The organism is Stenotrophomonas sp. AGC87 (assembly GCF_057333975.1).
This window is the reverse complement of record NZ_JBHFHW010000026.1, coordinates 47,398-70,785: the sequence shown is the minus strand read 5'-3', so window position 1 is coordinate 70,785 and position 23,388 is coordinate 47,398. Positions and strand designations below refer to the sequence as shown.

Genomic DNA, 23,388 nt, shown 5'->3' with positions numbered 1-23,388 from the left:
AGCATGGTCGAGAAGGGGTTGAGCGAGCGGCGGGCGCTGAAGGTGGTGCGGATGAGCGCTAGCGCGCTGCGCTATGAGCCTCGGGCCGACCACAACGTTGAGCTGCGCGAGCAGATCGCCGCGCTGGCGCATCGGCACAGACGCTACGGGGTGGGCATGATCCATTTGAAACTGCGACAGAAAGGGCTGGTCGTGAACTACAAGCGAGTGGAGCGCTTGTATCAGGAAGCGGGCCTGCAGGTGCGTCGCAGAAAGCGTAAGAAGGTGCCGGTAGGCGAGCGCCAGCCCCTCCTGCGGCCGTCCGCTGCCAATGAGGTGTGGTCGATGGACTTCGTGTTCGACCGCACCGCGGAAGGCCGGGTGATCAAGTGCCTGACCATTGTCGACGACGCCACCCACGAGGCTGTTGCCATCGAAGTGGAGCGGGCAATTTCCGGGCAAGGTGTGTCCAGGGTGCTGGACAGACTGGCCATGCAGCGCGGCTTGCCACGAGTGATCAGGACAGACAACGGCAAGGAGTTTTGCGGTAAGGCGATGGTGGCCTGGGCTCACGACAAGGGAGTTGCCCTGCGTCTGATCGAGCCGGGCAAACCGAACCAGAATGCTTACGTGGAGTCTTTCAACGGGCGTTTACGCGATGAATGCCTCAACGAGCACTGGTTCCCGACATTGCTTCATGCCCGTACCAGCATCGAAAGCTGGCGGCGCGACTACAACGAAGAAAGGCCCAAAAGAGCGCTTGGCGGATTAACACCCGCCCAGCACGCCGCGCAGTTGGCGGCGAAGAAAGATACCATCAGCACTGGATTCTAAACCCGCCCACTACTCAGGTCGGGGGGACGTCGGTGGCGCAGGATCGACCTCCCAAGCCCAGCCGCACGGAGATGCGGCTACAAAGACGATTGGACGCCATCCCTTATTCGAGACTCTAGAAGACGCCCATAAGTGCGCACTTGTGGTGGCTACGTAGACCTGGGATTACGCCAAGCAGTGCCGCTACGCCTGCAGCGCAAGGGGTTCGAGTCCCTTTTTCTCGTCTTCACATGGTTGGGAAGCCTCATGGCTAGTCTCAGTTCCAAGTATTTTTCAGGGAGCCATGAGCATGTCCGACTAAAGCCATGTGCCCTTTGAGCTTCGGGCCATCAACGCAGAGGCCGTAGGGGAGCCGCCGGGACTCGCCGGGCGCACTGTACTGGAGACGGTAGCGTGTAGGCCCGACTTCCCTGCGTAAGCTCCCCGTCAAGCAGGCATTTCTAAAGTAGAGCTTCTGGCGTGAGCGGTACGGTACTCGACGGGGCTCATGCCGCTGAGCGAGTCATGTGGACGAATCTCGTTGTAATCGATCATCCACCAATGCGCTGCCTCGCGTACGTCCTCAAGGCGTGCGAAGAGGTGCTGGTCCAGCACCTCCTCACGGAACGTGCGGTTGAAGCGTTCGATGAAGGCGTTCTGGTTGGGCTTGCCAGGTTGGATGTATCGCAGCGCCACGCCGCTGAGTTTGGCCCACTGGGTAAATGCTTCGCCCAGAAACTCAGGGCCATTGTCCGACCGTAGAACCTGCGGTAATCCGTGATCACGTTTGAGCTGCTCGAACACGCGCACCAAGCGACCAGAGTTGAGTGATGTATCCACCTCAATATGCAGCACCTCGCGGTTGAAGTCGTCGACCACATTGAACGTTCGGAATCGTTTGCCACAGGCCAACGCGTCACTCATGAAGTCCATGGACCAGACGGTAGCTGGATGCCTGGGAACATACAGCGGCACCCGCTCGCGCTTTGGCAGACGGCGCTTGGCCGCTCTTCTCAGGTTGAGCTTCATCGCCTTGTATACCCGATAGATCCGCTTCGGATTCCAGTCCGGTCGCTTCTTGCGTAGTCGATCGCTGCACTTCCAGAAACCTCGACTGGGCCGCTCCTCGACCAGCCTGGCCAATGCCGAGATCAACTCCGCATCGCGCACGGTCCAGTCCAGTGGCGGCGCATACCAGGCCGCGCGAGACAAACCCACGTAACCGCAGGACCGGCTCAGGGGGGCGCGCGTGCACCTCGGTGAGGAAACGCACTGCCTCACGCTTCTGACCCGGCCCTACAGTTTTTTTGCGATCAGGTCCTTCAGCGCCGCGTTGTCCAGCGCCATTTCCGCATACATGCGTTTGAGCTTGGCGTTCTCAGCTTCGAGGTCCTTGACTCGACGAAGCTCGGACGCCTCAAGCCCGCCGTACTTGCTCTTCCACTGGTAATACGTCGCTGTGCTGATGCCGGCCTGGCGACATAGATCCTTCACCGCAAGCCCGGCATCGCCCTGCTTGAGGATCGTGATGATCTGCGTCTCGGTGAATTTTGATGTGCGCATGCAACCTCCTGGCTGGTTAAAGATGCCAGAAAGTTCTACTTATCGGGTGTCTGGCTGCCGGGGGAGCTTACGCAATGACCAAGGCGATCCTGCTGGCGTGTGGTGTCTGCGCGGGTCTGTCCGCATGCATGCCCAGCGTTCTTCAATATGATCGCGGCAATCCGGTCGTGATGAGTTCGCTGCAGCAGGGGGCGACCCGCGAGTCGGTGCTGAGCACTGCGGGACGGCCGCTGGACGCAATGGTTGTGCCCGGCATCAACGGCGTCTGCTACAACTATCTCCTGCGCAACCGCAGCAACACCTCGCCCTACTATGTGGCCTTCAACGCGCAGGGGCGCGTCGTCAACGCAGGCTATATCACCTGCGAGAAGGCTGTCGCTGCGGGGTATCTGGATTCCAGTGAGCCAATCAAGCCGCGCTACTGATTGAACGACAACGCGATGCACACGCGCGTCATCGCAACAGCGATGGCGCCTGGTCGATACGCCACGCGCCATTCAACGCGAGCACCACCGCGAACGTTCCGCACAGCAACACGTCGGCCTCATTGCTCTCGCGCAGATAACGATCCGCCCCCGGCAGCATGAGCACCTCGACCTCCCCGATGAACGCGTGCCGCTCGTGATGCCGGGCGCGCACCATTTCCCGGTATGGCCCGCGAAGTGTACGCACCACCGGCCGGTTGCCTGCAGCCTGCGCCGCTTTCTCAAGATCGATCACATTGCCGCGCGGCATGCGCCAGACGATCCGCTCGGGTTGGCCGAACCACTCCAGTGCCTTCACCTCGCGGGTATGAAGGACGCGCGTGGGTGGCCTGCGGCTCAATGCCAGCGCTGCGCGGCGGCTGCGCAACGCAATCCACAGCATGCTGCCCACGATGAACAGCCCGGCCGCCATCAGGTACACGAACACCAGCCCGAACCATGGCGAGCTGTTGGGGATACCGAACAGCATGGCAAAGAAGATGAGCAGCATCATCCCCTTGAGCCACTCGACCTTGCTGTTCCTTGTCGCCATGCCGGATCCCTTGAGACACCCGCAACACGCGGGGAGCCGGCCATTCTGACCCGGCAGGGGGCGCTCGTCAGCGGTTGGGTGACTTCTTTTGCAGGCTGAGGACGACGATGGCGATCACCGCTGCGATAGCGACCGGGATGAGCATCAAGCCGACGATGATGATCCAGTGGTAGATACTGAAACTGCCCATTCGTAAGACCGTCCCTTGGTTGCTTCAATCCTACTATCCTGGCAGTAGGCGGCATCGGGAACTGGGTGCTGGCGCCCATAAGCCGGAAAAAACGCTCGCACAGCGCCTTTGGACCCCTATGCCATCCGGCACGTGGCCGGCACCGCATCTGCCTGCTAGAAAGGCTGCCACGGACTTCTCTGGTGGTGATGCATGAAGCAACGCGTGTTGTCGGCCTGCCTGATGGCCCTGATCCCGGTCTGCGCCCAGGCGCAGATCGACCTGGCGAACCTGGACAAGGACATGGTCGGTCCACGCACCGAGGTCCTCGTGTTGGGCAGCGTCCACCTGAGCGAGCACGAACCCTTCGCTCCCGAGGCACTGGACCCGCTGCTGGACAGGTTGGCGGCGTTCAAGCCCGGCTACATCACCATCGAAGCCATCAGTGGCGAGCAGTGCGACCTGGCCAAGCGCCATGCGGCGGTCTACGGCGATGACTACTGCGCCAGCACAGAGACCGCGAAGACGGCTACCGGACTGGATGTGCCCGCCGCGATCGTGCAGGTCAAGACGACGCTCGCCACTTGGCCGGCATCGCCCACGCCCGCGCAGCGTCGCCAACTGGCGGCGCTGTTCCTCGCCGCTGGAGAGCGGGCGTCTGCCTATGTGCAATGGCTGCAGCTGCCCCTGACCGAGCGACACGCGGGCGATGGCCTGGACGGCAGCCTGGTCAAGCTGCTCAGGCAGATCGAAACGCGCAAGAACGAGAGTTACCAGATCGCCGCCGTCCTGGCCGCGCGACTCGGCCTGCAGCGCGTTTACGCGGTCGACGACCATACCGGTGACAATCACCAGATCGCGGACCGCAAGGCGTTCACCGCGGCGCTCCAGCAGGCGTGGAGTGGGTATGGCCCCACGTTCGATGCCATGACGGAACGCGAAGCGGCCTTCATCGCCTCCAACGATCTGCTCTCGCTGTATCGCAGCGTCAACGATCCCGCGGCGCTGCAGGTGCTCGCCGAGTCCAACGTACGCCCGACGCTGGCCGCCATGTCACCGCAGCACTACCCCCAGATCTGGGTGCAGGGCTGGGAAATCCGCAATATGCGCATGGTCGCCAACATTCTCGAGGTCGTGCGTGACCACCCCGGCTCGCGCGTCCTGTCCATCGTCGGCGCTTCGCACAAACCGTGGTTTGATGGTTGGCTGGGGCAGGTCTCAGGGGTGGATATCGCGGATGCACAGGACGTTCTCAAGGAGTAGGAGGGCACCGCCCGCAGCACCCTCCACGCTGCCTCAGAACCGATAGCCGACTTCCGCACCGACGATGCGCGGGCGGTCGATGGGACCGTAGTAGTTGCCGTCACGGCCGAACGCCAGGTTATCGAAGATCAACCCGTTGATGCGCCGCTTGTTGGTCAGGTTGTCGACGTACACGCGCGTGCTCCACGGCCCGGTTTCATAGCCGAGCTGCACGCCGAGGATGGCCACAGCCGGCTGGTAGGCGCGATTGCGTTCGTCCAGCGCCATGCGGCCATTGAACGACGACTCCACGCGCGCGAACAGCCCGGAGCGGTGCTGGTAGCGTGCGGCAAGATACGCCGTGTACTGCGGAGTGAGTTTGACGTCGTTGCCGGCCAGGCTTTCATTCGCGCCGACGAACAGCTTGCGGTACTCGGCGTCCACGTAGCCCGCGTTGGCGGTCAGCGTCAGGCCCGGCAGGACCTCCAGCGCGCCTTCCAGTTCGACGCCGCGCGAGCGGATCGAGGCATCCGAGCCGACATAGTCCGAGGAGATCGGCCGGCCGTTGGCATCGGTCGCCAGCTGGATTTCCTGCCAGTTGTCCGAGGTGATGTGGAACACCGCGCCACCGATATGCCCGCGCCCATTGAGCACGTTCATCTTGAAGCCGAGCTCGTGGCTCCACATCATTTCCGATTCGTAGCGCAGCACTTTGTCGTTGACCACGTCGCTCTGCGCGGCGGCCAGGTTGAAGCCGCCGGGGATGTAGCCCTTGGCGGATGCGGCGTAGAACGAGAGCGTGTCGCTGGCGTCGTAGCGCAGTGACACGCGCGGCAGCGTGGCGGTGAAGGTGTGTGCGAGTTCGGCATCGCGATAGAACACCAGGCCGCCCGGGCCCAGATCGAGCGTGCCTTCGCGCTGGCGGGTGGAACGCTTGGCCTGCTCATGGCGCAGCCCGAGGCTGGTGGTCAGTTTCGGCAGCGAGGGTGGGGTGTAGCTGGCGGTGCCGAACACGCTGTAGTCCTGCCCATCCGAGCCCTGCAGTGGGGCGAGGTCATAGCTGCCCAGGCCGCGCAAGGCCGGGCCGACCAGCGTGCCCAGGATGGAGTCCTTGTGGTGCCGGTAGGTGGAGACGCCGGCGATGTAGGTCAGCGCTTGATCGCTGGGGGAGCTGAAGCGCAGTTCGCCATTCCAGCTGTGTTGTTTGTCGTAGATGCGGCCGGCCAGCGCGGGTGTGGCGGTCATGTCGAAGTCGTAGCCGGCGGAGGTGTCTTCCTCCTGGCGGTAGGACAGTGCCGCGTCCAGGGTGCCGCCGGACAATTGCCATTGCGCGCTGGTCCCGGCCACGGTTTCATTCTTGGTGGTGCGCTTGGGCGCATCGTTGATGTAAGTGAAGTCACCGGTACGACGGCCGCCGTTGTAGAGATCGCCGTAGGTGCGGTTATACAGGCCGACATCCAGGGGCAGATATTCGTATTCGAACATCCCGGGTGCACGCGTGCCCAGGTGGTAGGCGATCGCATTGATGGCGAGCGTATCGGTCGGCTCCCAGCGCAGCTTGCCCTGCAGATAGGTTTCCTTGACCTTGCCCTTGAGACCGTTGAAGGGCGTGAGGTTCTTGAGGTGGCTGTCTTCGTCCGAGGCCATGAACGCGACCGAGCCGAACAGCCGGTCGCTGTTGCCCAGCGCGCCGCCGAGGAAACCATCCACGCTGCTGCCGTGGCCGCTGCCGAACGAGGTGACGCCGACATTGACCTCGCCCTCGGTGGTTGCCGACGGTGCACGCGTGCGCACCAGTACTAGGCCGGATTCGCTGTTTGCCCCGTACAGCGTCCCCTGCGGCCCGCGCAGGATCTCCACCGACTCCACATGGTTCAACACCGCGTTGCTCAACTCGCGGAACGGAATGCCATCGATATAGACCGAGACCCGGTTGACCAGAAACGGGTTGGACTCGATACCGCGGATGGAGATGAACATGTCGCTGAGCTGGCCCATCACGTTGAACTTCACGTTGGGGGCCAGCTTGTCCAGGTCGCGGAACTCGGTGACGTGCGCTTCTTTGAGCGCTTCGCGGTTGAGCACGGTGACCGACATGTCGCTCTTGAGGTACGGGGTATCGCGTTTGCTGCCGGTCACCACGATGCCGTCCAGCTCGGTGGCCTTGGCGGCCGGGGTGGACTGGGCCTGGGCGGGCGCACTGGGCAGCAACTGAAGCGCGGCGAGCACTGCGCCGGCAAGTACAGCGTGTTTCACGAGAGGCCTCTGGGGTGGTGGCGCGCACCACGGTGATGGGGAGGAATCGCCAATGTTATTGTGTAACAATCAGGTGTCGCTGCTCCATTTCCGGAGCGGCCGCTCCAGAACGGGACACCCGATGACCTGCGCCTCTGCCTCACCAGCGACTGCCGTGGCCGCACGCGTGGCGGCCGAAAGCGGCGGTCCGCTGGATGCGTGCGTGGGCAACGCCGACGGCTCGGTGCTGATGCTCCGCCACACGTTCGCCGCGGCGCAGGGCACGATGGGTGAGGGCGGCGCGTTGCGCATCGGGTTGCTCACGGCGGGCGGCGGCGCGTTGTATCAGCGCACGGCACTTGGGCGCATCGCACAGCCCTGGCGGGCAGGTACGTTCAATGTGGTGTTGCCGGACTGCCCGGGCGAATTCCGCAGCCCAGCGCTGGCGCTGCTGGGCCTGGCCATCGACGCGCGGCATCTGCAGGGGCACGGCGTGCGCTTGGAGCAGTTGCATCGCGCAGCATCGGCGCTGCATGGGGACCCGGTGATCGCCTCGGTGATGCGGGCGTTGTGGCACTGCGCCGAGGCACATGCCGGTTCTGCCGCGTTCTTTGAGCACGGAGTGGATCTGGTGCTGAAGCGGTTGGTGGGACTCCCGGTTGCGGCACCCGCGACGCCACGCGCGCTGTCACCGACGCACCTCAAGCGCGTGCAGGAACTGATCGATGCCCATCTCGGCGACGATCTGGGCGTTGCCCGCATGGCGCAGGAAGTCGGGCAGGAGGCCAGCGGATTCAGCCGCGGCTTCCGGATCGCGACCGGCATGACGCCTTACGCGTATCTCACGTGGCGCCGGATGGAGGCGGCCAAGCCGATGCTGCTGGCCGGCCGCAGCGTCACCGAGGTCGCCCTGGCGATGGGCTATGCGAACCCCGGCAAGTTCGCCGCGGCGTTCAGGCGGGTGACCGGGCAGGCCCCGTCGCGCTGGGCAGGCAGCGCGCGAGGTGAGCTGGCGGCCCGTGTTTGAGACCATCGGAAGACTGCGCTATCCTGCGCGCCGCTTCCGCTGCCCCGGCAGGACCCTTGTGATGACGCCACCCTGATACCGCGTTGACGACGCGCCGGCCCTTGCGCTGGCTCAGGGAGTGCTTTGTCTTCATCACACAACGCGCCGAGCGGATCGCCGGTGCGTGGAGTCTGTCCATGTCTGTGTCCTATCCGCTGCGCCAGCAATGGCTCGGCAATATCCGCGGTGATCTGCTGTCCGGTGCGGTGGTCGCCCTCGCGCTGATTCCCGAGGCGATCGCCTTCTCCATCATCGCCGGGGTCGACCCCAAGGTCGGCCTGTACGCTTCGTTCTGCATCGCAGTGGTCACCGCCATCGCCGGTGGTCGGCCGGGCATGATCTCCGCCGCCACCGGCGCGATGGCGCTGGTGATGGTCGATCTGGTCCGCGACCACGGCCTGCAGTATCTGCTGGCCGCCACGATCCTGGCCGGGCTGCTGCAGATCGTCGCCGGCGCGCTGAAACTCGGCGCCCTGATGCGCTTCGTCTCGCGTTCGGTGATCACCGGCTTCGTCAACGCGTTGGCCATCCTGATCTTCCTTGCGCAGTTGCCCGAGCTGATCGGGATGCCATGGACGGTGTACGCCGTGTGCGCGGCCGGTCTGGCGATCATCTACCTGCTGCCGCTGCTGACCCGGGCGGTGCCTTCGCCGCTGGTGGCGATCGTGGTGCTGACCGCGCTGTCGATCTGGCTGGGCCTGGACATCCGCACCGTCGGCGACATGGGCGCGCTGCCGGACAGCCTGCCGACCTTCCTGCTCCCCGATGTGCCGCTCACCTGGGAGACCCTGCGCATCCTGCTGCCGGTCTCGGCCACGCTGGCGGTGGTGGGGCTGCTGGAGTCGATGATGACCGCGCAGATCGTGGAAGACATGACCGATACCCCCAGCCAGCGCAACCGCGATTGCGCTGGCCAGGGCCTTGCCAACATCACCGCTGGGCTGTTCGGCGGCATGGGCGGCTGCGCAATGATCGGGCAGTCGGTGATCAATGTGTCCTCCGGCGGCCGTGGCCGATTGTCCTGCCTGGTGGCGGGCGTGCTGTTGCTGCTGCTGGTGGTCTACGGCGCGGATTGGGTCCGGCAGATTCCGATGGCCGCGCTGGTCGCGGTGATGATCATGGTCAGCATCGGCACCTTCCACTGGCGCTCGTTCGCCGAGTTCCGGCTGCATCCAAAAAGCTCCTCGGTGGTGATGCTGGGCACGGTGGTCATCACCGTGGCCACGCACGATCTGGCCAAGGGGGTGCTGACCGGGGTGCTGCTGTCGGCGCTGTTCTTCGCCCGCAAGGTGGGCCGGATGCTGGACATCGCCGAGGCCGATACTGTCGACGGCACCCGTGTCTACACCGTGAGTGGCCAGGTGTTCTTCGCCTCGGCCGGGCAGTTCGCCGCGGCCTTCGATCTGCTGCATGTGCCCGAGCGCGTGGTCATCGATCTGAGCAACGCGCACTTCTGGGATCTCAGCGCGGTCGGTGCACTGGAGCGGGTGACCGGCAAGCTGCGCGCACGCGGAGCGCAGGTGGAGGTGATTGGACTCAATGCGGCCAGCCAGACACTGGTGGAGCGCCTGGGACGCGGCGACCGCAGCGCGGGTGTTCACTGAACACGGTCAGGATTCGGCACTCAACATCGCTGTCATGACGCCGTTATCCAGCTGAGTCCCTTCTGTGGGCCGGCGCCGTCGCGGTGCCGGCAGGCGATATCTGCACAGGGCAGGGCAGTGGTATCGCTCCCCGCTGGCCGCGCCGTGATTGCACCGCGCGCGTGCCGGCCCGCAATGGACTGCGTGTTTCCGTGGCGGCGCATGCGTGCGCCCGCCGGTATGCCCTTTTTCCGGAACCGCCCCCATGCCCGTGTCCCGCCCCACTGCTTCCAAGCGCCCTGGCAGCATCGCCAACCGACTGATGCTGGGTACGGCGTTGATCGCCATGCTCTGCTTCGGTGTCACCGCTGCCATCAGCTATCGCGAAGCCAGCGCGTCGCTGGTGGATGCCTCCCGCCACACCATGCAGAGCGAGGCCCAGGCCGAAGCGCTGCGGGTGAGTGGTGATCTCTCCAGTGCTTTCGCCACCAGCCAGGCGCTGGCGCAGAACCTGCTGGTGCAGCGCGCTGCGGGAACGCTGTCGCGGGCGACGGTGTCTGCGGTGATCCACCAGCAGGTGCAGGTGCACCCGGAATGGGTGGGCTTTGGCACGTTGTGGGAGCCCGACGCCTTCGATGGCAAGGATGCCGAGTTCGTCGGCGCCGAGGCACACGATGACACCGGCCGCTTCATGAGCTACTGGGCCTGGCACGACGGCGCGCCGATGCAGGACGCGCTGAAGGGCTATGACGTGCCCGGTGACGGCGATTGGTACCTCAAGCCGAAGACGCTCAAGCGACAGACCGTCGCCGAGCCCTACACCTACGAGATCGGCGGGCAGAAGGTGCTGATGACCACGCTGTCCACCCCGGTGATCGATGACGGCAGTTTCCTCGGGGTCGTGACGGTGGATTTCGCCCTGGCCGCATTGCAGAAGCACCTCGCCGCGCTGCGCCCGATGGGCGAAGGCCATGTGGAACTGATCTCGCCCGGTGGCATCGTACTGGCCGCGAAGGACGCCAACGAGATCGGCAAGCGTCGCGAGGATGCGCTGACCACGCAGGTACTGGCGGCGGTCAAGGCAGGCAAGACCTTTGATGCCTTCGAGCCGGATGCGGCGGGCAACGTGAAAACCTACGTGCCGCTGCGCATCGGCGGCAGCGAAGAGCATTTCGCGCTGGGTGTGATCGTGCCGCATGCGCTGATCACCGCGCAGGCACGTGCGCTGCTGTGGATCATCCTGGCCGTTGGCCTGGGTGCGGCACTGGTGCTCAGCGGCAGCGTGTACGTGCTGCTGCGCCGTCAGGCGATCCGTCCGTTGGCCGATGCCGTCCGCCTGTCCGCAGACGTGGCCGAGGGGCGTCTGGACACGCCGCTGCCGCCCGCGCGCAATGACGAAGTCGGCCGCCTGCTCGAATCGATGCAGCGCATGCGCAGCCAACTGCGCGCGGTGATGGCCGCGCAGGGTGAGATGGCCCAGCGACATGAGGCGGGCGCGCTGAGCTACCGCATGGACGCGCAGACCTTCCCCGGCGAGTACGGCAAGATGGTGGAAGACACCAACCAGCTGGTGGGCGCCAACATCGCGGTCACCCGCCGTCTGGTCGAGGTGATGCAGCGCTACGCGGTCGGTGATCTGAGCCAGGACATGGACCGCCTGCCCGGCGAGCAGGCCGCTTTTACTGCTGCGATGGATACCACCAAGGCCAACCTGCGCGCCATCAATACCCAGATCGGGGATCTGGCCGGGGCGGCGGCGGTGGGTGATTTCAGCCAGCGTGGCGATGTGGTGCGCTTCGACCACGACTTCCGCGCGATGGTTGAAAACCTCAACACCATGATGCAGGTCAGCGATGACAACCTGCAGCAGATTTCCGCGCTGCTGCGCGCCATCGCCGCGGGTGATCTCACCGCACGCATGCGTGGGGAGTTCCATGGCGTGTTCGCGCGGATGCGTGACGATGCCGATACCACGGTTGCGCAGCTGACCGACATCGTCGGCCGGATCCAGCAGGCCACCGGCAGTATCAACCTCGCCGCCGGCGAGATCGCCGCGGGCAACAGCGACCTGTCGCGCCGCACCGAGCAGCAGGCTGCCAGCCTGGAAGAGACCGCCGCATCGATGGAAGAACTCACCTCCACGGTTCGCCAGAATGCCGACCACGCGGTGCAGGCCAACCAGCTCGCGGCCGGCGCTGCCGAGGTGGCTTCGCAGGGCGGTGTGGTGGTCGGCCAGGTGGTGACCACCATGGCGGGCATCGAGGCGTCCTCCAAGCGCATCGCCGAGATCATCTCGGTGATCGACGGCATCGCGTTCCAGACCAACATCCTGGCGCTGAACGCTGCGGTGGAAGCCGCCCGTGCCGGCGAACAGGGCCGCGGTTTCGCGGTGGTGGCCACGGAAGTCCGCGCACTGGCGCAGCGCTCCGCCGGGGCGGCCAAGGAAATCAAGACCTTGATCGACGACTCGGTCACTCAGGTCAGCGCGGGCTCGGCCCTGGTGCACACCGCCGGCCGCACGATGGAAGAGATCGTCACCGGCGTGCGCCGGGTCAACGACATCATGGCCGAGATCTCGGCAGCCTCGAAGGAACAGTCCGCCGGTATCGAACAGGTCAACCAGACCATCACCCAGATGGACGAGACCACCCAGCAGAATGCCGCGCTGGTGGAGGAAGCGACGGCGGCCGCGCGCGCGATGGAAGAGCAGGCGCAGCAGCTGGGCACGGCGGTGGCGATCTTCCGGCTGCAGGCCAGTGCGGCGGCGGGCACACCGGCGCGTCGTGCCACGCCCGCGCTTGCTGCTGCGCGCGTGAGCGCAGCGGCAGTGGTCGGCGAGGACTGGCAGGCCTTCTGATCCGGACCGGCGCGCCAGTGCCAACGGCGCCCCGGGAGGGCCGGTTCATCCGGTGCTCACCGCCGGGCGTTGGTAATCGGCGCTATCCTGTTTGCCGATGGTGAGCACATGACCTCTCGTTCCGACCGGCTCGGCCTGACCGCGTTGACTGCCCTGGTGGTCGGATCGATGATCGGCGCCGGCATCTTCTCGCTGCCGCAGAACATCGCGCGCAGCGCCGGCCCGGGTGTGGCCTTGATCGGCTGGACGATCAGCGGCCTGGGCATGTTGATGCTGGCCTTCGTGTTCCAGAATCTGGCCAACCGCAAGCCCGAGCTGGATGCCGGTATCTACGCGTACGCGCGCGCCGGGTTCGGCGATTACATCGGCTTTTCCGCGGCGTGGGGCTACTGGGTCTGCTCGCTGCTCGGCAACGTCAGCTACTTCGTGCTGATCTTCAGCGGTCTGGGCTATTTCGTGCCGGCCTTCGGCGAGGGCAATACCTGGCAGGCGGTGGCATGCGCTTCCGTCCTGCTGTGGGCGATGCACGCAATGATCCTGCGTGGCATCCGCCAGGCCGCCTTGGTGAATGCGGTCGTCACCGTCGCCAAGATCGTGCCGATCGTCGTGTTTCTGATCATCGCCGCCGTGGGCTTCAAGGCCGATATCTTCACCGGCGAGTTCTGGGGCACAGCCGAACTGGGCAGCCTGGGGGAACAGCTGCGGGGCATGATGCTGATCACGGTCTGGGTGTTCATCGGCATCGAGGGTGCCAGCATCTACTCGCGGCGCGCGGCCAAGCGTTCGGATGTCGGGCGCGCGACGATCATCGGGTTTGTGTGCGTGCTCGCGCTGCTGATGCTGGTCAATCTGCTGTCGATGGGCGTGCTGCGCCAGGAAGCGCTGGCACAGGCGCGCAATCCCTCGATGGCCTTCGTGCTGGAGGCCATCGTCGGGCCCTGGGGCGCCACGTTGATCATCATCGGCATGATCGTCTCGGTGCTGGGGGCATTGCTGGCATGGGTGCTGCTGTGCGCCGAAGTGCTCTATGCGGCGGCGGGGGATGGCACGATGCCGGCGTTCCTCGGGCGTGAGAACGCGCGGCAGGTCCCTGCCAACGCGCTGTGGCTCACCAACGGGCTGATCCAGCTGTTTCTGGTCATCACCCTGTTCAGTGCCGGCACCTATACCAGCCTGGTGCTGCTGGGGGCATCGATGAGCCTGGTGCCGTATCTGTTCTCGGCCGGTTACGGCGCATTGCTGGCGCTGCGCGGGGAAACCTATGCCGGGCAGCCCGGGTTGCGGGTTCGCGATCTGTTGGTAGCCGGTCTGGCCACGGTATACGCGCTGTGGCTGGTCTATGCCGGTGGCCTGTCACAGGTGCTGCTGTCGGTGTTGCTGTACGCACCGGGCATCGCCATGTTCGCGGCCGCCAAGCACCAGCATGGGCAGCGGATATTCACCCCGGCGGAGCAGGTGATCGTGGCGGCCGTGATCGTCGTTGCCGGCTGGGCGGCGTGGGGTCTGTACCAGGGCCATCTGCAGCTGGCCTGACCGCACCGGATCGGCTCAGCCTTCCCGGTTGCCGCGCGCCACCCGTTCGGTCAGCAGATCGATGGGTGTCTCAAAACCGCGACGCCCCAGCCGCAGCGCCAGATGGACCAGCACGATCAACACCGGCACCTCCACCAGCGGCCCGATCACGGCGGCGAACGCGACCGGTGAGCCCAGACCGAAGGCGGCGATCGCCACGGCGATGGCCAGTTCGAAGTTGTTGCCCGTCGCGGTGAAGGCGATGGCGGTGGTGCGCGGATAGTCGCGTGCGATCCAGCGGGCCATGAAGAAGCTCAGCAGGAACTGCACGAAGAAGTAGATCGTCAGCGGGATGGCGATACGCACCGCATCCAGCGGAATGCGCACCAGATCGCCGCCCTTGAGGCTGAACATCGCCATGATGGTGAACAGCAGTGCGACCAAGGTGATCGGGCTGATGGCGGGCAGGAAGCGCGTTTCATACCAGTCAGCCCCGCGCACCCGCAGCAGCAGCCGTCGCCCGAGATGGCCGGCCGCAAAGGGAATCCCCAGATACACCAGCACCGCGCCGGCAATGGTCCACGTGCTGACATCGATCACGCTGCGCTGCAGCCCGAACAGGGGCGGCAGCACGGTCAGGAACAGCCACGCATAGAAGCTGAAGAAGGCGATCTGGAACAGCGAGTTGAACGCGACCAGGCCGGCCACGTACTGATTGTCACCGCGCGCGAGCTGGTTCCAGACCAGCACCATCGCGATGCAACGGGCCAGACCGATCAGGATCAGCCCGGTCATGTACTCCGGCCGGTCGTGCAGGAACAGTGCGGCCAGCGCGAACATCAGCACCGGCCCGACCACCCAGTTCTGCAGCAGCGACAGGGCCAGTACGCGCTTGTCGGCGAAGACGGCGGGCAGCGCCTCGTACTTCACCTTGGCCAGGGGCGGGTACATCATGAGGATCAGGCCGGCGGCGATCGGCAGGTTGGTGCCGCCGATGGTCATGGCGTCCAGCGCGGCGGGCAGGCCGTCGAACAGGGTACCCAGCGCCACGCCGAGTGCCATCGCCGCGAAGATCCACAGGGTGAGCCAGCGGTCCAGGAAGGACATCAGCACGACGGCGCGCATGGGCCAGCGGGACCGCAGTCCGCCTCGCCGGCGCAGCAGTTCTCGGTGAGGTAGCCGATCAGGCCGTTCATCGCCTCGAAGTCGGCGCGGTAGCAGATGCTGCGCCCGCGTGGCTCGGCGCTGACCAGGCCGGCCGCGCTCAGTTCCTTGAGGTGGAAGGACAGCGTGGCACCGGGCAGGCCGAGGTCGGCGGCGATTTCCCCGGCCAACCGGCCACCCCGGCCGGCTTGGACCAGCAGGCGGAAAACGCTCAGGCGGGTGGTATGACCGAGGGCGGCAAGAGCGTGGGTTGCAGTGTTATGTTCCATGTTTCTAGAATAGTCGAACAATAAAGCCGGAGCAACCTCATGTCCTTGCTGCCCAACCTGACCGATGCGGCGGTCGATCTCCCGGATCCCAGCCGCTTCGCCGGGCCCGCCAGTGCCCACCCACCCCGGATCCTGGTGCTGTATGGATCGCTGCGTTCCCCGTCCTACAGCCAGCTGTTGGCCAAGGAAGTCGAGCGCTTGCTGCAGCACCTGGGCGCTGAGGTCCGTCTGTTTGACCCACACGGACTGCCGCTGGCCGATGCGGTGGACGCCGATCACCCCAAGGTCCAACAGCTTCGCGCCTGGTCGCAGTGGTCCGAAGGCCAGGTCTGGATCAGCCCGGAGCGCCACGGCACTCTCAGCGCCGTGTTCAAGAACCAGATCGACTGGCTGCCGTTGTCCGAAGGCAGCGTACGCCCCACCCAGGGCCGCACCCTGGCGGTGATGCAGGTGTGTGGCGGCTCGCAGTCCTTCAACGTGGTCAACGCATTGCGTGTGCTCGGCCGCTGGATGCGGATGGTGACGATTCCCAACCAGTCTTCGGTCGCCAAGGCCTGGCAGGAGTTCGATGCGCAGGGGCGGATGAAACCTTCGGCGTACTACGACCGCGTCGTGGATGTGGTGGAGGAGCTGGTCAAGTTCACCTTGCTGGTCCGTGACAACCGTGATTACCTCACCGACCGCTACAGCGAGCGCAAGGACGACGCGCAGGCGGCGCAGCTGGTCCGCGATGCCGGCGTGGTGGAGCCGGCCGCGACGCTGCCGCTTGCCGTGGGAGACCGCGCATGAAGGCCGTGATCTATCACAACCCGGCCTGCGCGACCTCGCGCAATGTGCTCGCGCTGATGCGCCATGCCGGCGTGGCGCCGGAGGTGGTGGAGTATCTGCGCACCCCGCCGGATCGCGAGCGTTTGATCGCACTGATCGCCGCAGCCGGCCTGCAGGTCCGCGATGCGCTTCGCCCGAAAGGCACCCCGTATGCCGAGCTGGGCCTGGCCGATCCAACGCTGGACGACAGCCAACTGCTGGATGCGATGCTGGCCCATCCGATCCTGATCAACCGGCCGTTCGTGCAGACCGGACTGGGGGTGCGCCTGGCGCGGCCCTCGGAGACCGTGCTGGAGATCCTGCCGCCGGTGCAGGCGCCGTTCCGCAAGGAATACGGCGAGGTGGTGATCGACGCCCACGGCCGACGCGCCACAAAAAAGCCCGGTCAATGACCGGGCTCTTCATCCACGCCTGCGCGCTGCTTACCAGCGCATGCCGGCGAAGGGGTTCCAGCCGGTATCGCCCTTTACCTTTTCAAGGTAGTACGAGTAGTTGGTGGTCAGCGCGATCAGCACCGCCCAGGCCATGCCGATCGCCCGGCCGACCACGTCCGGCAGGAACGCCACGATCACCATCAGCACGAGGGTGATGCCCAGGATGGTGAGCGCCTTGCGCCACATGCCCAGGATCAGCAGGTAGATCCAGCTGAAGAACAGCGCGAAGAAGTTGAAATTGATCTTGATCTTCTGGCCGAACGTCAACGTCTTGAATGCGGCCTTGAAGCCAGGCGAATTGGGGGCGCCGTGCTGTTCGAAGAAGTTGAAGCGGAACTGCCACTTGGGGCTGTAGGGGGAAACAGTGTTGGAATCCATATCCGAATCGTGTGTTGAAAACGATTACATGATAGCCGCAAGCTCTTGATACGCGCCAATTTTTCGACGCTTTGCGCGCCCCCTGTCAGGGACTGCGCGCACCGTCACACATTCGTCCCGGTTTTCCGATAGGGTGCGCAATCCGCGCGGCCGGAAGCCCCGCGGGTAATGAGAAGTCAACGAGATGCCAGACCATGTCCATTGATGTGATGACCCCTGATCGCCCGCAAGCAGGGCCGCAGATCACCCCGTGCCCGGTTGCTACCCAGGCGCAACACCTGATTGCCCAGCTGCAGTTTTCGCAGGTGAGCGCGCGCGCGCTGTCGCGCCTGCCGGTAGACACCGACCTGGCCACCGCCGCCACCGTCGCCTGAGCCGCTGCCGCACCCGTCAACGTCGCCGGCCCGCCCCCCTCCAGGGCGAAAAACTGCGCACCACCGGCGGCGCCTGATCCTGCGCAGGCCATGGGGACCGGTCGCGTTGCGGTAGGGGGCTGATCGGCGCCGCCAGCAAGATGAATGGGCAGAAGCCCATGGCACAGGGCCTGCGCGCCCTTGGCCGCAAGGGGGCCTCCACTTGTCTCGATCTAAAAGCTGAATGCGGAGAAATCCCCGCTCCGCCCTTCGCGCGCACCTTACATTTCGCGCCATAGACTGAGCCGCATTTTTCGTCTCAAGCGGTTTGGAGAGTTCGTGGGTTCCGGTAGTCACAGACATACGCTGCGTGCCGGTCTCCGGCCCGCGCCGACAGGACGAATGCGTGCCATCGTGTACGCCGGGCTCAGGATGCCCCTTTCCACACTTGGCACAGCCGGCCTGGCACGCCCTGCACAGGGACACCGCGCATGAGTACCCAGACCCTGAACGCCCCGCTGGACGCCGGCCGGGCGACGTTGCCGGCCGAGTCGCCGTTGCCGATGCCCGAGCAGTCCCTGCGCGAAGGGCAGCTGCAGGTGCCGCGCCAGCGCACCTCGCCGCGGATGATCGGGCTGCGCCGTTTCTACATCCTGGGCGGTACCGCGGCCATGACCATCGCCGCCAGCCGGATGATGTGGAAGGTGCTCGCCGTCAATGGCATCAGTGTGCTGGAAGCCTGCCTGCTGGTGCTGTTCGTGGGCCTGTTCGCCTGGATCGCGTTGTCCTTCGCCGGGGCCGTGGCCGGCTTCCTGACCGCGGTATTCGATCGGGGCTACAAGCTCGGCATCGATCCGGATGCGCCGCTGCCGACCGTGCATACGCGCACCGCGCTGCTGATGCCCACCTACAACGAAGATCCGCGCCGGTTGCTGGCCGGGTTGCAGGCGATCTATGAGTCGGTAGCCGAGACCGGCCAGCTGGCGAATTTCGATTTCTACGTGCTCAGCGATACCCGGCGCGATGACATCGGCCAGGCCGAGGAAGCGGCCTTCCACGCCCTGTGCGACGCGGTGGGCGGCCATGACCGCATCTTCTACCGTCGCCGCGGCGACAACAGCGGGCGCAAGGCCGGCAACATCGCCGATTGGGTCCGCCGCTTCGGTGGCGCCTACCCGCAGATGCTGATCCTGGATGCCGACAGCCTGATGACCGGTGACACCATCGTGCGCCTGGTCGCGGGCATGGAGCACAACCCGGATGTGGGGCTGATCCAGACCCTGCCGGCGGTGGTCGGCGGGCGCACGTTGTTTGCCCGCATGCAGCAGTTCGGTGGCCGCGTGTACGGCCCGGTGATCGGCCGCGGCGTGGCGTGGTGGCATGGCGCGGAGAGCAACTACTGGGGCCACAACGCGATCATCCGGACCCAGGCCTTCGCCGAGCAGGCCGGCCTGCCGTCGCTGCCGGGCAAGGAGCCGTTTGGCGGGCACGTGCTCAGCCACGATTTCGTCGAGGCCGCGCTGATGCGTCGCGGTGGCTGGGCCACCCACATGGTGCCGTACCTGAAAGGCAGCTACGAGGAAGGCCCCCCCACCCTGACCGACCTGCTGGTGCGCGATCGTCGCTGGTGCCAGGGCAACCTGCAGCACGCCAAGGTGGTCGGTTCCAAGGGCCTGCATTGGGTCAGCCGCATGCACATGCTGGTCGGCATCGGGCATTACTTCACCGCGCCGATGTGGGCGATGCTGATGTTGATCGGCATTGCGATCCCCCTGTTCCAGGGCGGCATCGACCTCAATGAAGTGCTGCATCTCTCGCCGGGCGTGTACTGGCGCCACCAGGACGAGACCCAGGTGATCCGCATGTTCGCCATCACCATGGTGGTGCTGCTCTCGCCCAAGGTACTGGGCTACCTGGCGATGCTGCTGGAGCCGGTCGAACGCCGTGGCTGCGGTGGCACGATCCGGGCGTTCATCTCGATGCTGCTGGAAACCATCCTCGCCGCGCTGATGGCGCCGGTGGTGATGTACGTGCAGTCGCGCGGTGTGGCTGAGGTGCTGGCCGGCAAGGACTCGGGCTGGGACGCGCAGCAGCGTGACGATGGCGGCGTGTCCTGGCTGGCGCTGGCGCGTGGCTACGGTGGGCTGAGTGTGTTCGGCCTGTTCATGGGCGCGCTGGCCTATGCGGTCTCGCCCTCGCTGGCTGCATGGATGGCACCGGTGGTGATCGGCATGGTGCTGGCGATTCCGGTGGTGGGCTTCACCTCCTCGCGCACCGCTGGCGTCTGGATGCACCGGCTGGGCCTGATGGAAATCCCGGAAGAATCGGCCCCGCCGAAGGTGCTGGTGCGCGCGGCCGAGCTGCGCCGTGCTGCGGCCGAGGCGCATCCCGCCGGCTGATCACGGCCATCCAGGCATCGCCCCCATTGCCGCGGGGCGCGGTCATAATGCGGCTTGAACGTACTGGAGCCGCCTGATGCTGGATACCGTGGAAAACGAAACCGGCGCCGACCCGCAGTGGTCGGTGCTGTGGCTGCATGGCCTGGGTGCCGATGGCCATGACTTCGCCCCGATCGTGCCCGAACTGGTGCGCCCGCACTGGCCGGCGATCCGCTTCGTGTTCCCGCATGCGCCGGTGCAGCCGATCACGATCAACAACGGCGTGCCGATGCGCGCCTGGTATGACATCGTCAGCATGGATTTCCGTTCCCGCGCGGACAGCGCCGGGGTGGATGCCTCGATCGTGGAACTGGAACTGCTGATCGAGCGCGAGGTCGCCCGCGGCATTCCGGCCGAACGCATCCTGCTGGCCGGCTTCTCGCAGGGCGGGGCGGTGATCCTCAGTGCACTGCTGCGTCGCACCCGTCCGCTGGCCGGGTTGATCGCACTGTCGACCTATCTGCCGGATCCGGCCAAGGCGGCTGCCGCGCGCGTGGCCGACGCCATCAGCGTGCCGGTGTTCATGGCCCATGGCACTCAGGATCCGGTGATCCCGGTGGCGATCGCCGAGCACACCGCGCAGACGCTGAGCGCGCTCGGCCTGCCGGTGCAGTGGCACACCTACACGATGGCCCACCAGGTCTGCGCCGAGGAGCTGCAGGCGCTGGGCGACTGGCTCGAGGCGCGCTTCGCCGCCTGACGCCATGAGCGACCCGCGCCAGCAGTCCTGGTTGCCCGAGCTGTGCCGCCTGCCGCGACTGGCGGCGATGCTGGGGTTGGCCGAGCTGGTGGTCGTCGTGGTGGCGCTGGCACCCGATGGCAGTCGCCACTGGACGCTGCCGGACTTCCTGTCCGCCAGCGGCTTCGCGTTATGGCTGGCGCTGGCAGTGACGGTCAGCCTGTGCAGCGTGCGCACGGTGCTCTCGCGCCTGCCCGAAGTGCCGGGCATGGTGCTGGTGGTGCTGATGACCGGGCTGATCGCCGGTGCGTGCGCGGCGATCGTACATGCGCTGTACGGTGTGCTCGGCGGCAGCAGCTTTGCCCAGGCAGTCGGCTTCTGGCGGTTCACACTGGGCAGTGCGGCGATGACCGCGCTGATCACTGCCCTGGCGCTGCGCTACTTCTACGTCAGTGACCGCGGCAGCGCGCAGATGCTGGCCAATGCACGGGCCCAGGCCGATGCATTGCAGGCGCGGATCCGGCCGCACTTCCTGTTCAACAGCATGAACCTCATTGCCAGCCTGCTGCGGCGTGATCCGGACGTGGCCGAGCGCGCGGTGCTGGATCTGTCCGATCTGTTCCGCGCTGCGCTCGGGGCCGGCGATGGCGATTCCACGCTGCAGGCCGAGTGCGAACTGGCCGAGCGCTATCTCTCGATCGAATCGCTACGGCTGGGCGAACGCCTGAAAGTGATCTGGCTGCGCGACGAGCCGCTGCCCTGGTCGTTGCCGATGCCGCGGCTGGTACTGCAGCCGTTGGTTGAAAATGCCGTGCTGCATGGCATCTCGCGGGTGCCCGCGGGCGGCACGATCGTGCTGGCACTGTCCAGTGACGGCACGAATCTGCGCATCCGTGTGCGCAACCCGGCACCGGATCCGGCCACGCGCGGGCTGCCGCTGCTGCAGGGCGCCGGGCATGCACAACGCAATATCGCCCATCGCCTGGCCTGGCGCTTCGGCCCGGCCGCGCGGATGACGGGGGCGTGGGCCGACGGCTACTATGCTTGCGAAATCACGGTCCCGGTCCAGTGAGGAAACTGTCTTGAAGGTGGTGATCGCCGACGACGAACCGCTGGCACGCGAGCGCCTGCGCTCCCTGCTCGCTGACCAGGCTGGCATCGAGGTGGTGGCCGAGGCCGAGAACGGCGAACAGGCGCTGCACGCCTGCGCCGAGCTGCAACCGGACCTGGTCCTGCTCGACATCGCCATGCCCGGCCTGGACGGGCTGGAAGCCGCGCGCCATCTGGCCACCTTCGAGCCACGCCCGGCGGTGGTGTTCTGCACCGCGTACGACGCGCATGCGCTGTCCGCGTTCGAGGCGGCCGCCATCGATTACCTGATGAAGCCGGTGCGCCCCGAGCGCCTGGCGGCCGCGCTGGAGCGCGCGCGCACCTTCCTCGCCGGCCGCAGTGGCCCGGCGACCGCCGCCAGCCAGCAGGCGCGTACCCTGCTGTGTGCACGCCTGCGCGGCAGCCTGCGGCTGATCCCGGTTGAGGACATCCACTACCTGCAGGCCGAAGAAAAATACGTCGTGGTGCACCACGCCCGCGGCGAAGACCTGCTGGAAGAGTCGCTGAAGTCGCTGGAAGAGGAATTCGGCAACCGCTTCGTGCGCATCCACCGCAATTGCCTGGTCGCCCGGCACGAACTGGTCGAGCTGCGACGAAATGGCGCAGGCCAGGTCCAGGCGGTATTGCGGCATGGCCACGGGCCGCTGGAAGTCAGCCGCCGTTGCGTGGCCAGCCTCAAGCAGGATCTCAAGTACCTGTAAGTGGGGGTGCGCGCGACCGTTGGTCGATACGCCCCTGTGCGTCGATAATGGCGCCATGAAGACCCTGCGCATCGCCACCCGAAAGAGCCCGCTTGCCCTGTGGCAGAGCGAATATGTTGCCGACCGCCTGCGCCAGGCGCATCCCGGTCTGGACGTGGTGCTGGTCCCGATGAGTACACGCGGCGACGAGGTGCTGGATCGTTCGCTCGCCGCGATCGGCGGCAAGGGCCTGTTCCTCAAGGAACTGGAACTGGCCATGCTGCGCGGCGAAGCGGACTGCGCCGTGCATTCGCTCAAGGACGTGCCGATGGAGCTGGATGCGCCGTTCGCGCTACCGGCGATGTTGACCCGTCATGACGCGGCCGATGGTTTCATCTCCAATCTGTACGCCTCGCTGGACGCGCTGCCGATCGGCGCGCGGGTAGGCACCTCGTCGCTGCGCCGCCAGGCCCAGCTGCGCGCGCTGCGCCCCGACCTGGAGCTGCAGGACCTGCGCGGCAACGTCAACACGCGCCTGGCCAAGCTGGACAACGGCGGCTACGACGCGATCGTGCTGGCCGTGGCGGGGCTGGAGCGGCTCGGCCTGGGCAACCGCATCGTGGCGCGCCTGGCGGCACCGGACTGGCTGCCGGCCCCGGCGCAGGGCGCGGTGACGGTGGAATGCAACGGTGAGGACGCGGCGGTGATGGGCCTGTTCGCAGCGCTCGACGATGCCGACACGCGCGCGTGCGTGGAAGCCGAGCGCGCCATGAACCGCGCGCTGCATGGCAGTTGCCACGTGCCGGTCGCCGGCTTTGCGCAATGGGAAGGCGAGGATCTGTTCCTGCAGGGCCTGGTCGGCGGCGTGGCCGATGGCCGCATCGTGCGCGCTGAAGCGCGTGGCCCGGCCAGTGATCCGGAGACGCTGGGCCAGCGCGTGGCGCGCGGCCTGCTCGATGCCGGTGCCGGGGAACTGCTCGCGGTGTAGTGCCGGCCGCTGGCCGGCTACCCGGGAACCT

21 protein-coding genes and 1 pseudogene are annotated in these 23,388 nt (G+C 66.1%); 15 read left to right on the top strand and 7 right to left on the bottom strand.

From position 1 onward, the window contains the following. The coding region (locus ACE026_RS09585) for an IS3 family transposase (RefSeq protein WP_486038815.1) at positions 1 to 813 on the top strand (813 nt) is incomplete at its 5' end. 426 nt (positions 814 to 1,239) lie between these two features. Here ACE026_RS09585 and ACE026_RS09580 read toward each other — a convergent pair. Next, positions 1,240 to 2,355 (bottom strand): annotated as a pseudogene (locus ACE026_RS09580) (IS3 family transposase). Positions 2,356 to 2,429: 74 nt separating this feature from the next. Here ACE026_RS09580 and bamE point away from each other — a divergent pair. After that, a complete protein-coding gene (gene bamE / locus ACE026_RS09575; RefSeq protein WP_486038814.1) occupies positions 2,430 to 2,780 on the top strand; it encodes an outer membrane protein assembly factor BamE domain-containing protein in 351 nt (116 codons plus the stop codon). A gap of 28 nt (positions 2,781 to 2,808) precedes the next feature. Here bamE and ACE026_RS09570 read toward each other — a convergent pair whose 3' ends face one another. Together ACE026_RS09570 and ACE026_RS09565 are read right to left on the bottom strand one after the other, a co-directional pair. Then, entirely contained in the window at positions 2,809 to 3,372 is a 564-nt protein-coding gene (locus tag ACE026_RS09570) for a hypothetical protein (RefSeq protein ID WP_486038813.1), read from the bottom strand. A gap of 67 nt (positions 3,373 to 3,439) precedes the next feature. Next, entirely contained in the window at positions 3,440 to 3,562 is a 123-nt protein-coding gene (locus ACE026_RS09565) for a hypothetical protein (RefSeq protein ID WP_486038812.1), read from the bottom strand. A 192-nt stretch (positions 3,563 to 3,754) separates the two neighbouring features. Here ACE026_RS09565 and ACE026_RS09560 point away from each other — a divergent pair, with 192 nt between their 5' ends. Continuing rightward, positions 3,755 to 4,804: a DUF5694 domain-containing protein gene (locus tag ACE026_RS09560; protein ID WP_486038811.1), complete on the top strand. Its 1,050-nt coding sequence runs from the start codon at positions 3,755 to 3,757 to the stop codon at positions 4,802 to 4,804. A 33-nt stretch (positions 4,805 to 4,837) separates the two neighbouring features. Here ACE026_RS09560 and ACE026_RS09555 read toward each other — a convergent pair whose 3' ends face one another. Continuing rightward, positions 4,838 to 7,039 (bottom strand): TonB-dependent receptor, encoded by a 2,202-nt coding sequence (locus tag ACE026_RS09555; RefSeq protein ID WP_486038810.1) that lies wholly within the window; start codon positions 7,037 to 7,039, stop codon positions 4,838 to 4,840. A 202-nt stretch (positions 7,040 to 7,241) separates the two neighbouring features. On the opposite strand from ACE026_RS09555, the gene ACE026_RS09550 reads away from it, so the two are divergent. From ACE026_RS09550 to arcD, 4 genes are all read left to right on the top strand, one after another. Continuing rightward, positions 7,242 to 8,045, top strand: coding sequence for a helix-turn-helix transcriptional regulator (locus tag ACE026_RS09550; RefSeq protein ID WP_486038809.1), 804 nt, complete (start codon positions 7,242 to 7,244; stop codon positions 8,043 to 8,045). Between the two features lie 176 nt (positions 8,046 to 8,221). Further along, positions 8,222 to 9,688 carry a SulP family inorganic anion transporter gene (locus tag ACE026_RS09545; protein WP_486038808.1) on the top strand — a complete coding sequence of 489 codons (1,467 nt, stop codon included), beginning with the start codon at positions 8,222 to 8,224 and terminating at the stop codon, positions 9,686 to 9,688. Positions 9,689 to 9,932: 244 nt separating this feature from the next. Then, positions 9,933 to 12,524 (top strand): methyl-accepting chemotaxis protein, encoded by a 2,592-nt coding sequence (locus ACE026_RS09540; RefSeq protein ID WP_486038807.1) that lies wholly within the window; start codon positions 9,933 to 9,935, stop codon positions 12,522 to 12,524. A gap of 108 nt (positions 12,525 to 12,632) precedes the next feature. Continuing rightward, on the top strand, positions 12,633 to 14,057 hold the full coding sequence (gene arcD, locus ACE026_RS09535; RefSeq protein ID WP_486038806.1) for an arginine-ornithine antiporter: 1,425 nt from the start codon (positions 12,633 to 12,635) through the stop codon (positions 14,055 to 14,057). Between the two features lie 15 nt (positions 14,058 to 14,072). Here the strand turns inward: arcD and arsB are convergent, their stop codons facing one another. Together arsB and ACE026_RS09525 are read right to left on the bottom strand one after the other, a co-directional pair. Next, on the bottom strand, positions 14,073 to 15,161 hold the full coding sequence (arsB, locus tag ACE026_RS09530) for an ACR3 family arsenite efflux transporter (protein WP_486038805.1): 1,089 nt from the start codon (positions 15,159 to 15,161) through the stop codon (positions 14,073 to 14,075). After that, positions 15,143 to 15,469, bottom strand: a complete 327-nt coding sequence (locus ACE026_RS09525) for an ArsR/SmtB family transcription factor (RefSeq protein WP_486038804.1) — start codon at positions 15,467 to 15,469, stop codon at positions 15,143 to 15,145. Before ACE026_RS09525 ends, arsB begins: the two co-directional genes overlap by 19 nt. Positions 15,470 to 15,508: 39 nt before the next feature. Between ACE026_RS09525 and arsH the strand changes: the two genes are divergently transcribed. Both arsH and arsC read left to right on the top strand, forming a co-directional pair. Beyond that, a complete protein-coding gene (gene arsH / locus ACE026_RS09520) occupies positions 15,509 to 16,258 on the top strand; it encodes an arsenical resistance protein ArsH (RefSeq protein ID WP_486038803.1) in 750 nt (249 codons plus the stop codon). Continuing rightward, entirely contained in the window at positions 16,255 to 16,689 is a 435-nt protein-coding gene (gene arsC / locus ACE026_RS09515; protein ID WP_486038802.1) for an arsenate reductase (glutaredoxin), read from the top strand. Before arsH ends, arsC begins: the two co-directional genes overlap by 4 nt. Positions 16,690 to 16,719: 30 nt before the next feature. On the opposite strand, the gene ACE026_RS09510 is transcribed toward arsC, so the two are convergent. After that, positions 16,720 to 17,109, bottom strand: a complete 390-nt coding sequence (locus ACE026_RS09510) for a DUF2628 domain-containing protein (protein WP_486038801.1) — start codon at positions 17,107 to 17,109, stop codon at positions 16,720 to 16,722. 194 nt (positions 17,110 to 17,303) lie between these two features. Between ACE026_RS09510 and ACE026_RS09505 the strand changes: the two genes are divergently transcribed. The 6 genes from ACE026_RS09505 to hemC all read left to right on the top strand — a co-directional run bounded on the left by ACE026_RS09505 (position 17,304) and on the right by hemC (position 23,357). Then, entirely contained in the window at positions 17,304 to 17,483 is a 180-nt protein-coding gene (locus tag ACE026_RS09505; RefSeq protein WP_486038800.1) for a hypothetical protein, read from the top strand. Positions 17,484 to 17,953: 470 nt separating this feature from the next. Then, a complete protein-coding gene (gene mdoH, locus ACE026_RS09500; RefSeq protein ID WP_486038799.1) occupies positions 17,954 to 19,861 on the top strand; it encodes a glucans biosynthesis glucosyltransferase MdoH in 1,908 nt (635 codons plus the stop codon). Between the two features lie 73 nt (positions 19,862 to 19,934). Next, a complete protein-coding gene (locus ACE026_RS09495; protein WP_282257418.1) occupies positions 19,935 to 20,600 on the top strand; it encodes an alpha/beta hydrolase in 666 nt (221 codons plus the stop codon). 4 nt (positions 20,601 to 20,604) lie between these two features. Then, positions 20,605 to 21,651, top strand: coding sequence for a sensor histidine kinase (locus tag ACE026_RS09490; protein WP_486038798.1), 1,047 nt, complete (start codon positions 20,605 to 20,607; stop codon positions 21,649 to 21,651). A gap of 10 nt (positions 21,652 to 21,661) precedes the next feature. After that, a complete protein-coding gene (locus tag ACE026_RS09485; protein WP_313219529.1) occupies positions 21,662 to 22,390 on the top strand; it encodes a LytR/AlgR family response regulator transcription factor in 729 nt (242 codons plus the stop codon). Positions 22,391 to 22,445: 55 nt separating this feature from the next. Continuing rightward, positions 22,446 to 23,357 carry a hydroxymethylbilane synthase gene (gene hemC, locus ACE026_RS09480; RefSeq protein WP_486038797.1) on the top strand — a complete coding sequence of 304 codons (912 nt, stop codon included), beginning with the start codon at positions 22,446 to 22,448 and terminating at the stop codon, positions 23,355 to 23,357. The last annotated feature ends 31 nt before the right edge of the window (positions 23,358 to 23,388 follow it).

Bases quoted from the DNA above. Each gene is read 5' to 3' on its own strand.
- ACE026_RS09560 (WP_486038811.1), top strand. From the start codon at position 3,755: ATGAAGCAACGCGTGTTGTCGGCCTGCCTGATGGCCCTGATCCCGGTC.
- bamE (WP_486038814.1), top strand. From the start codon at position 2,430: ATGACCAAGGCGATCCTGCTGGCGTGTGGTGTCTGCGCGGGTCTGTCC.
- arcD (WP_486038806.1), top strand. From the start codon at position 12,633: ATGACCTCTCGTTCCGACCGGCTCGGCCTGACCGCGTTGACTGCCCTG.
- ACE026_RS09505 (WP_486038800.1), top strand. From the start codon at position 17,304: ATGTCCATTGATGTGATGACCCCTGATCGCCCGCAAGCAGGGCCGCAG.
- ACE026_RS09525 (WP_486038804.1), bottom strand. From the start codon at position 15,469: ATGGAACATAACACTGCAACCCACGCTCTTGCCGCCCTCGGTCATACC.
- ACE026_RS09540 (WP_486038807.1), top strand. From the start codon at position 9,933: ATGCCCGTGTCCCGCCCCACTGCTTCCAAGCGCCCTGGCAGCATCGCC.
- ACE026_RS09490 (WP_486038798.1), top strand. From the start codon at position 20,605: ATGAGCGACCCGCGCCAGCAGTCCTGGTTGCCCGAGCTGTGCCGCCTG.
- hemC (WP_486038797.1), top strand. From the start codon at position 22,446: ATGAAGACCCTGCGCATCGCCACCCGAAAGAGCCCGCTTGCCCTGTGG.
- ACE026_RS09565 (WP_486038812.1), bottom strand. From the start codon at position 3,562: ATGGGCAGTTTCAGTATCTACCACTGGATCATCATCGTCGGCTTGATG.
- arsB (WP_486038805.1), bottom strand. From the start codon at position 15,161: ATGCGCGCCGTCGTGCTGATGTCCTTCCTGGACCGCTGGCTCACCCTG.
- ACE026_RS09510 (WP_486038801.1), bottom strand. From the start codon at position 17,109: ATGGATTCCAACACTGTTTCCCCCTACAGCCCCAAGTGGCAGTTCCGC.
- ACE026_RS09545 (WP_486038808.1), top strand. From the start codon at position 8,222: ATGTCTGTGTCCTATCCGCTGCGCCAGCAATGGCTCGGCAATATCCGC.
- arsH (WP_486038803.1), top strand. From the start codon at position 15,509: ATGTCCTTGCTGCCCAACCTGACCGATGCGGCGGTCGATCTCCCGGAT.
- mdoH (WP_486038799.1), top strand. From the start codon at position 17,954: ATGAGTACCCAGACCCTGAACGCCCCGCTGGACGCCGGCCGGGCGACG.
- arsC (WP_486038802.1), top strand. From the start codon at position 16,255: ATGAAGGCCGTGATCTATCACAACCCGGCCTGCGCGACCTCGCGCAAT.
- ACE026_RS09570 (WP_486038813.1), bottom strand. From the start codon at position 3,372: ATGGCGACAAGGAACAGCAAGGTCGAGTGGCTCAAGGGGATGATGCTG.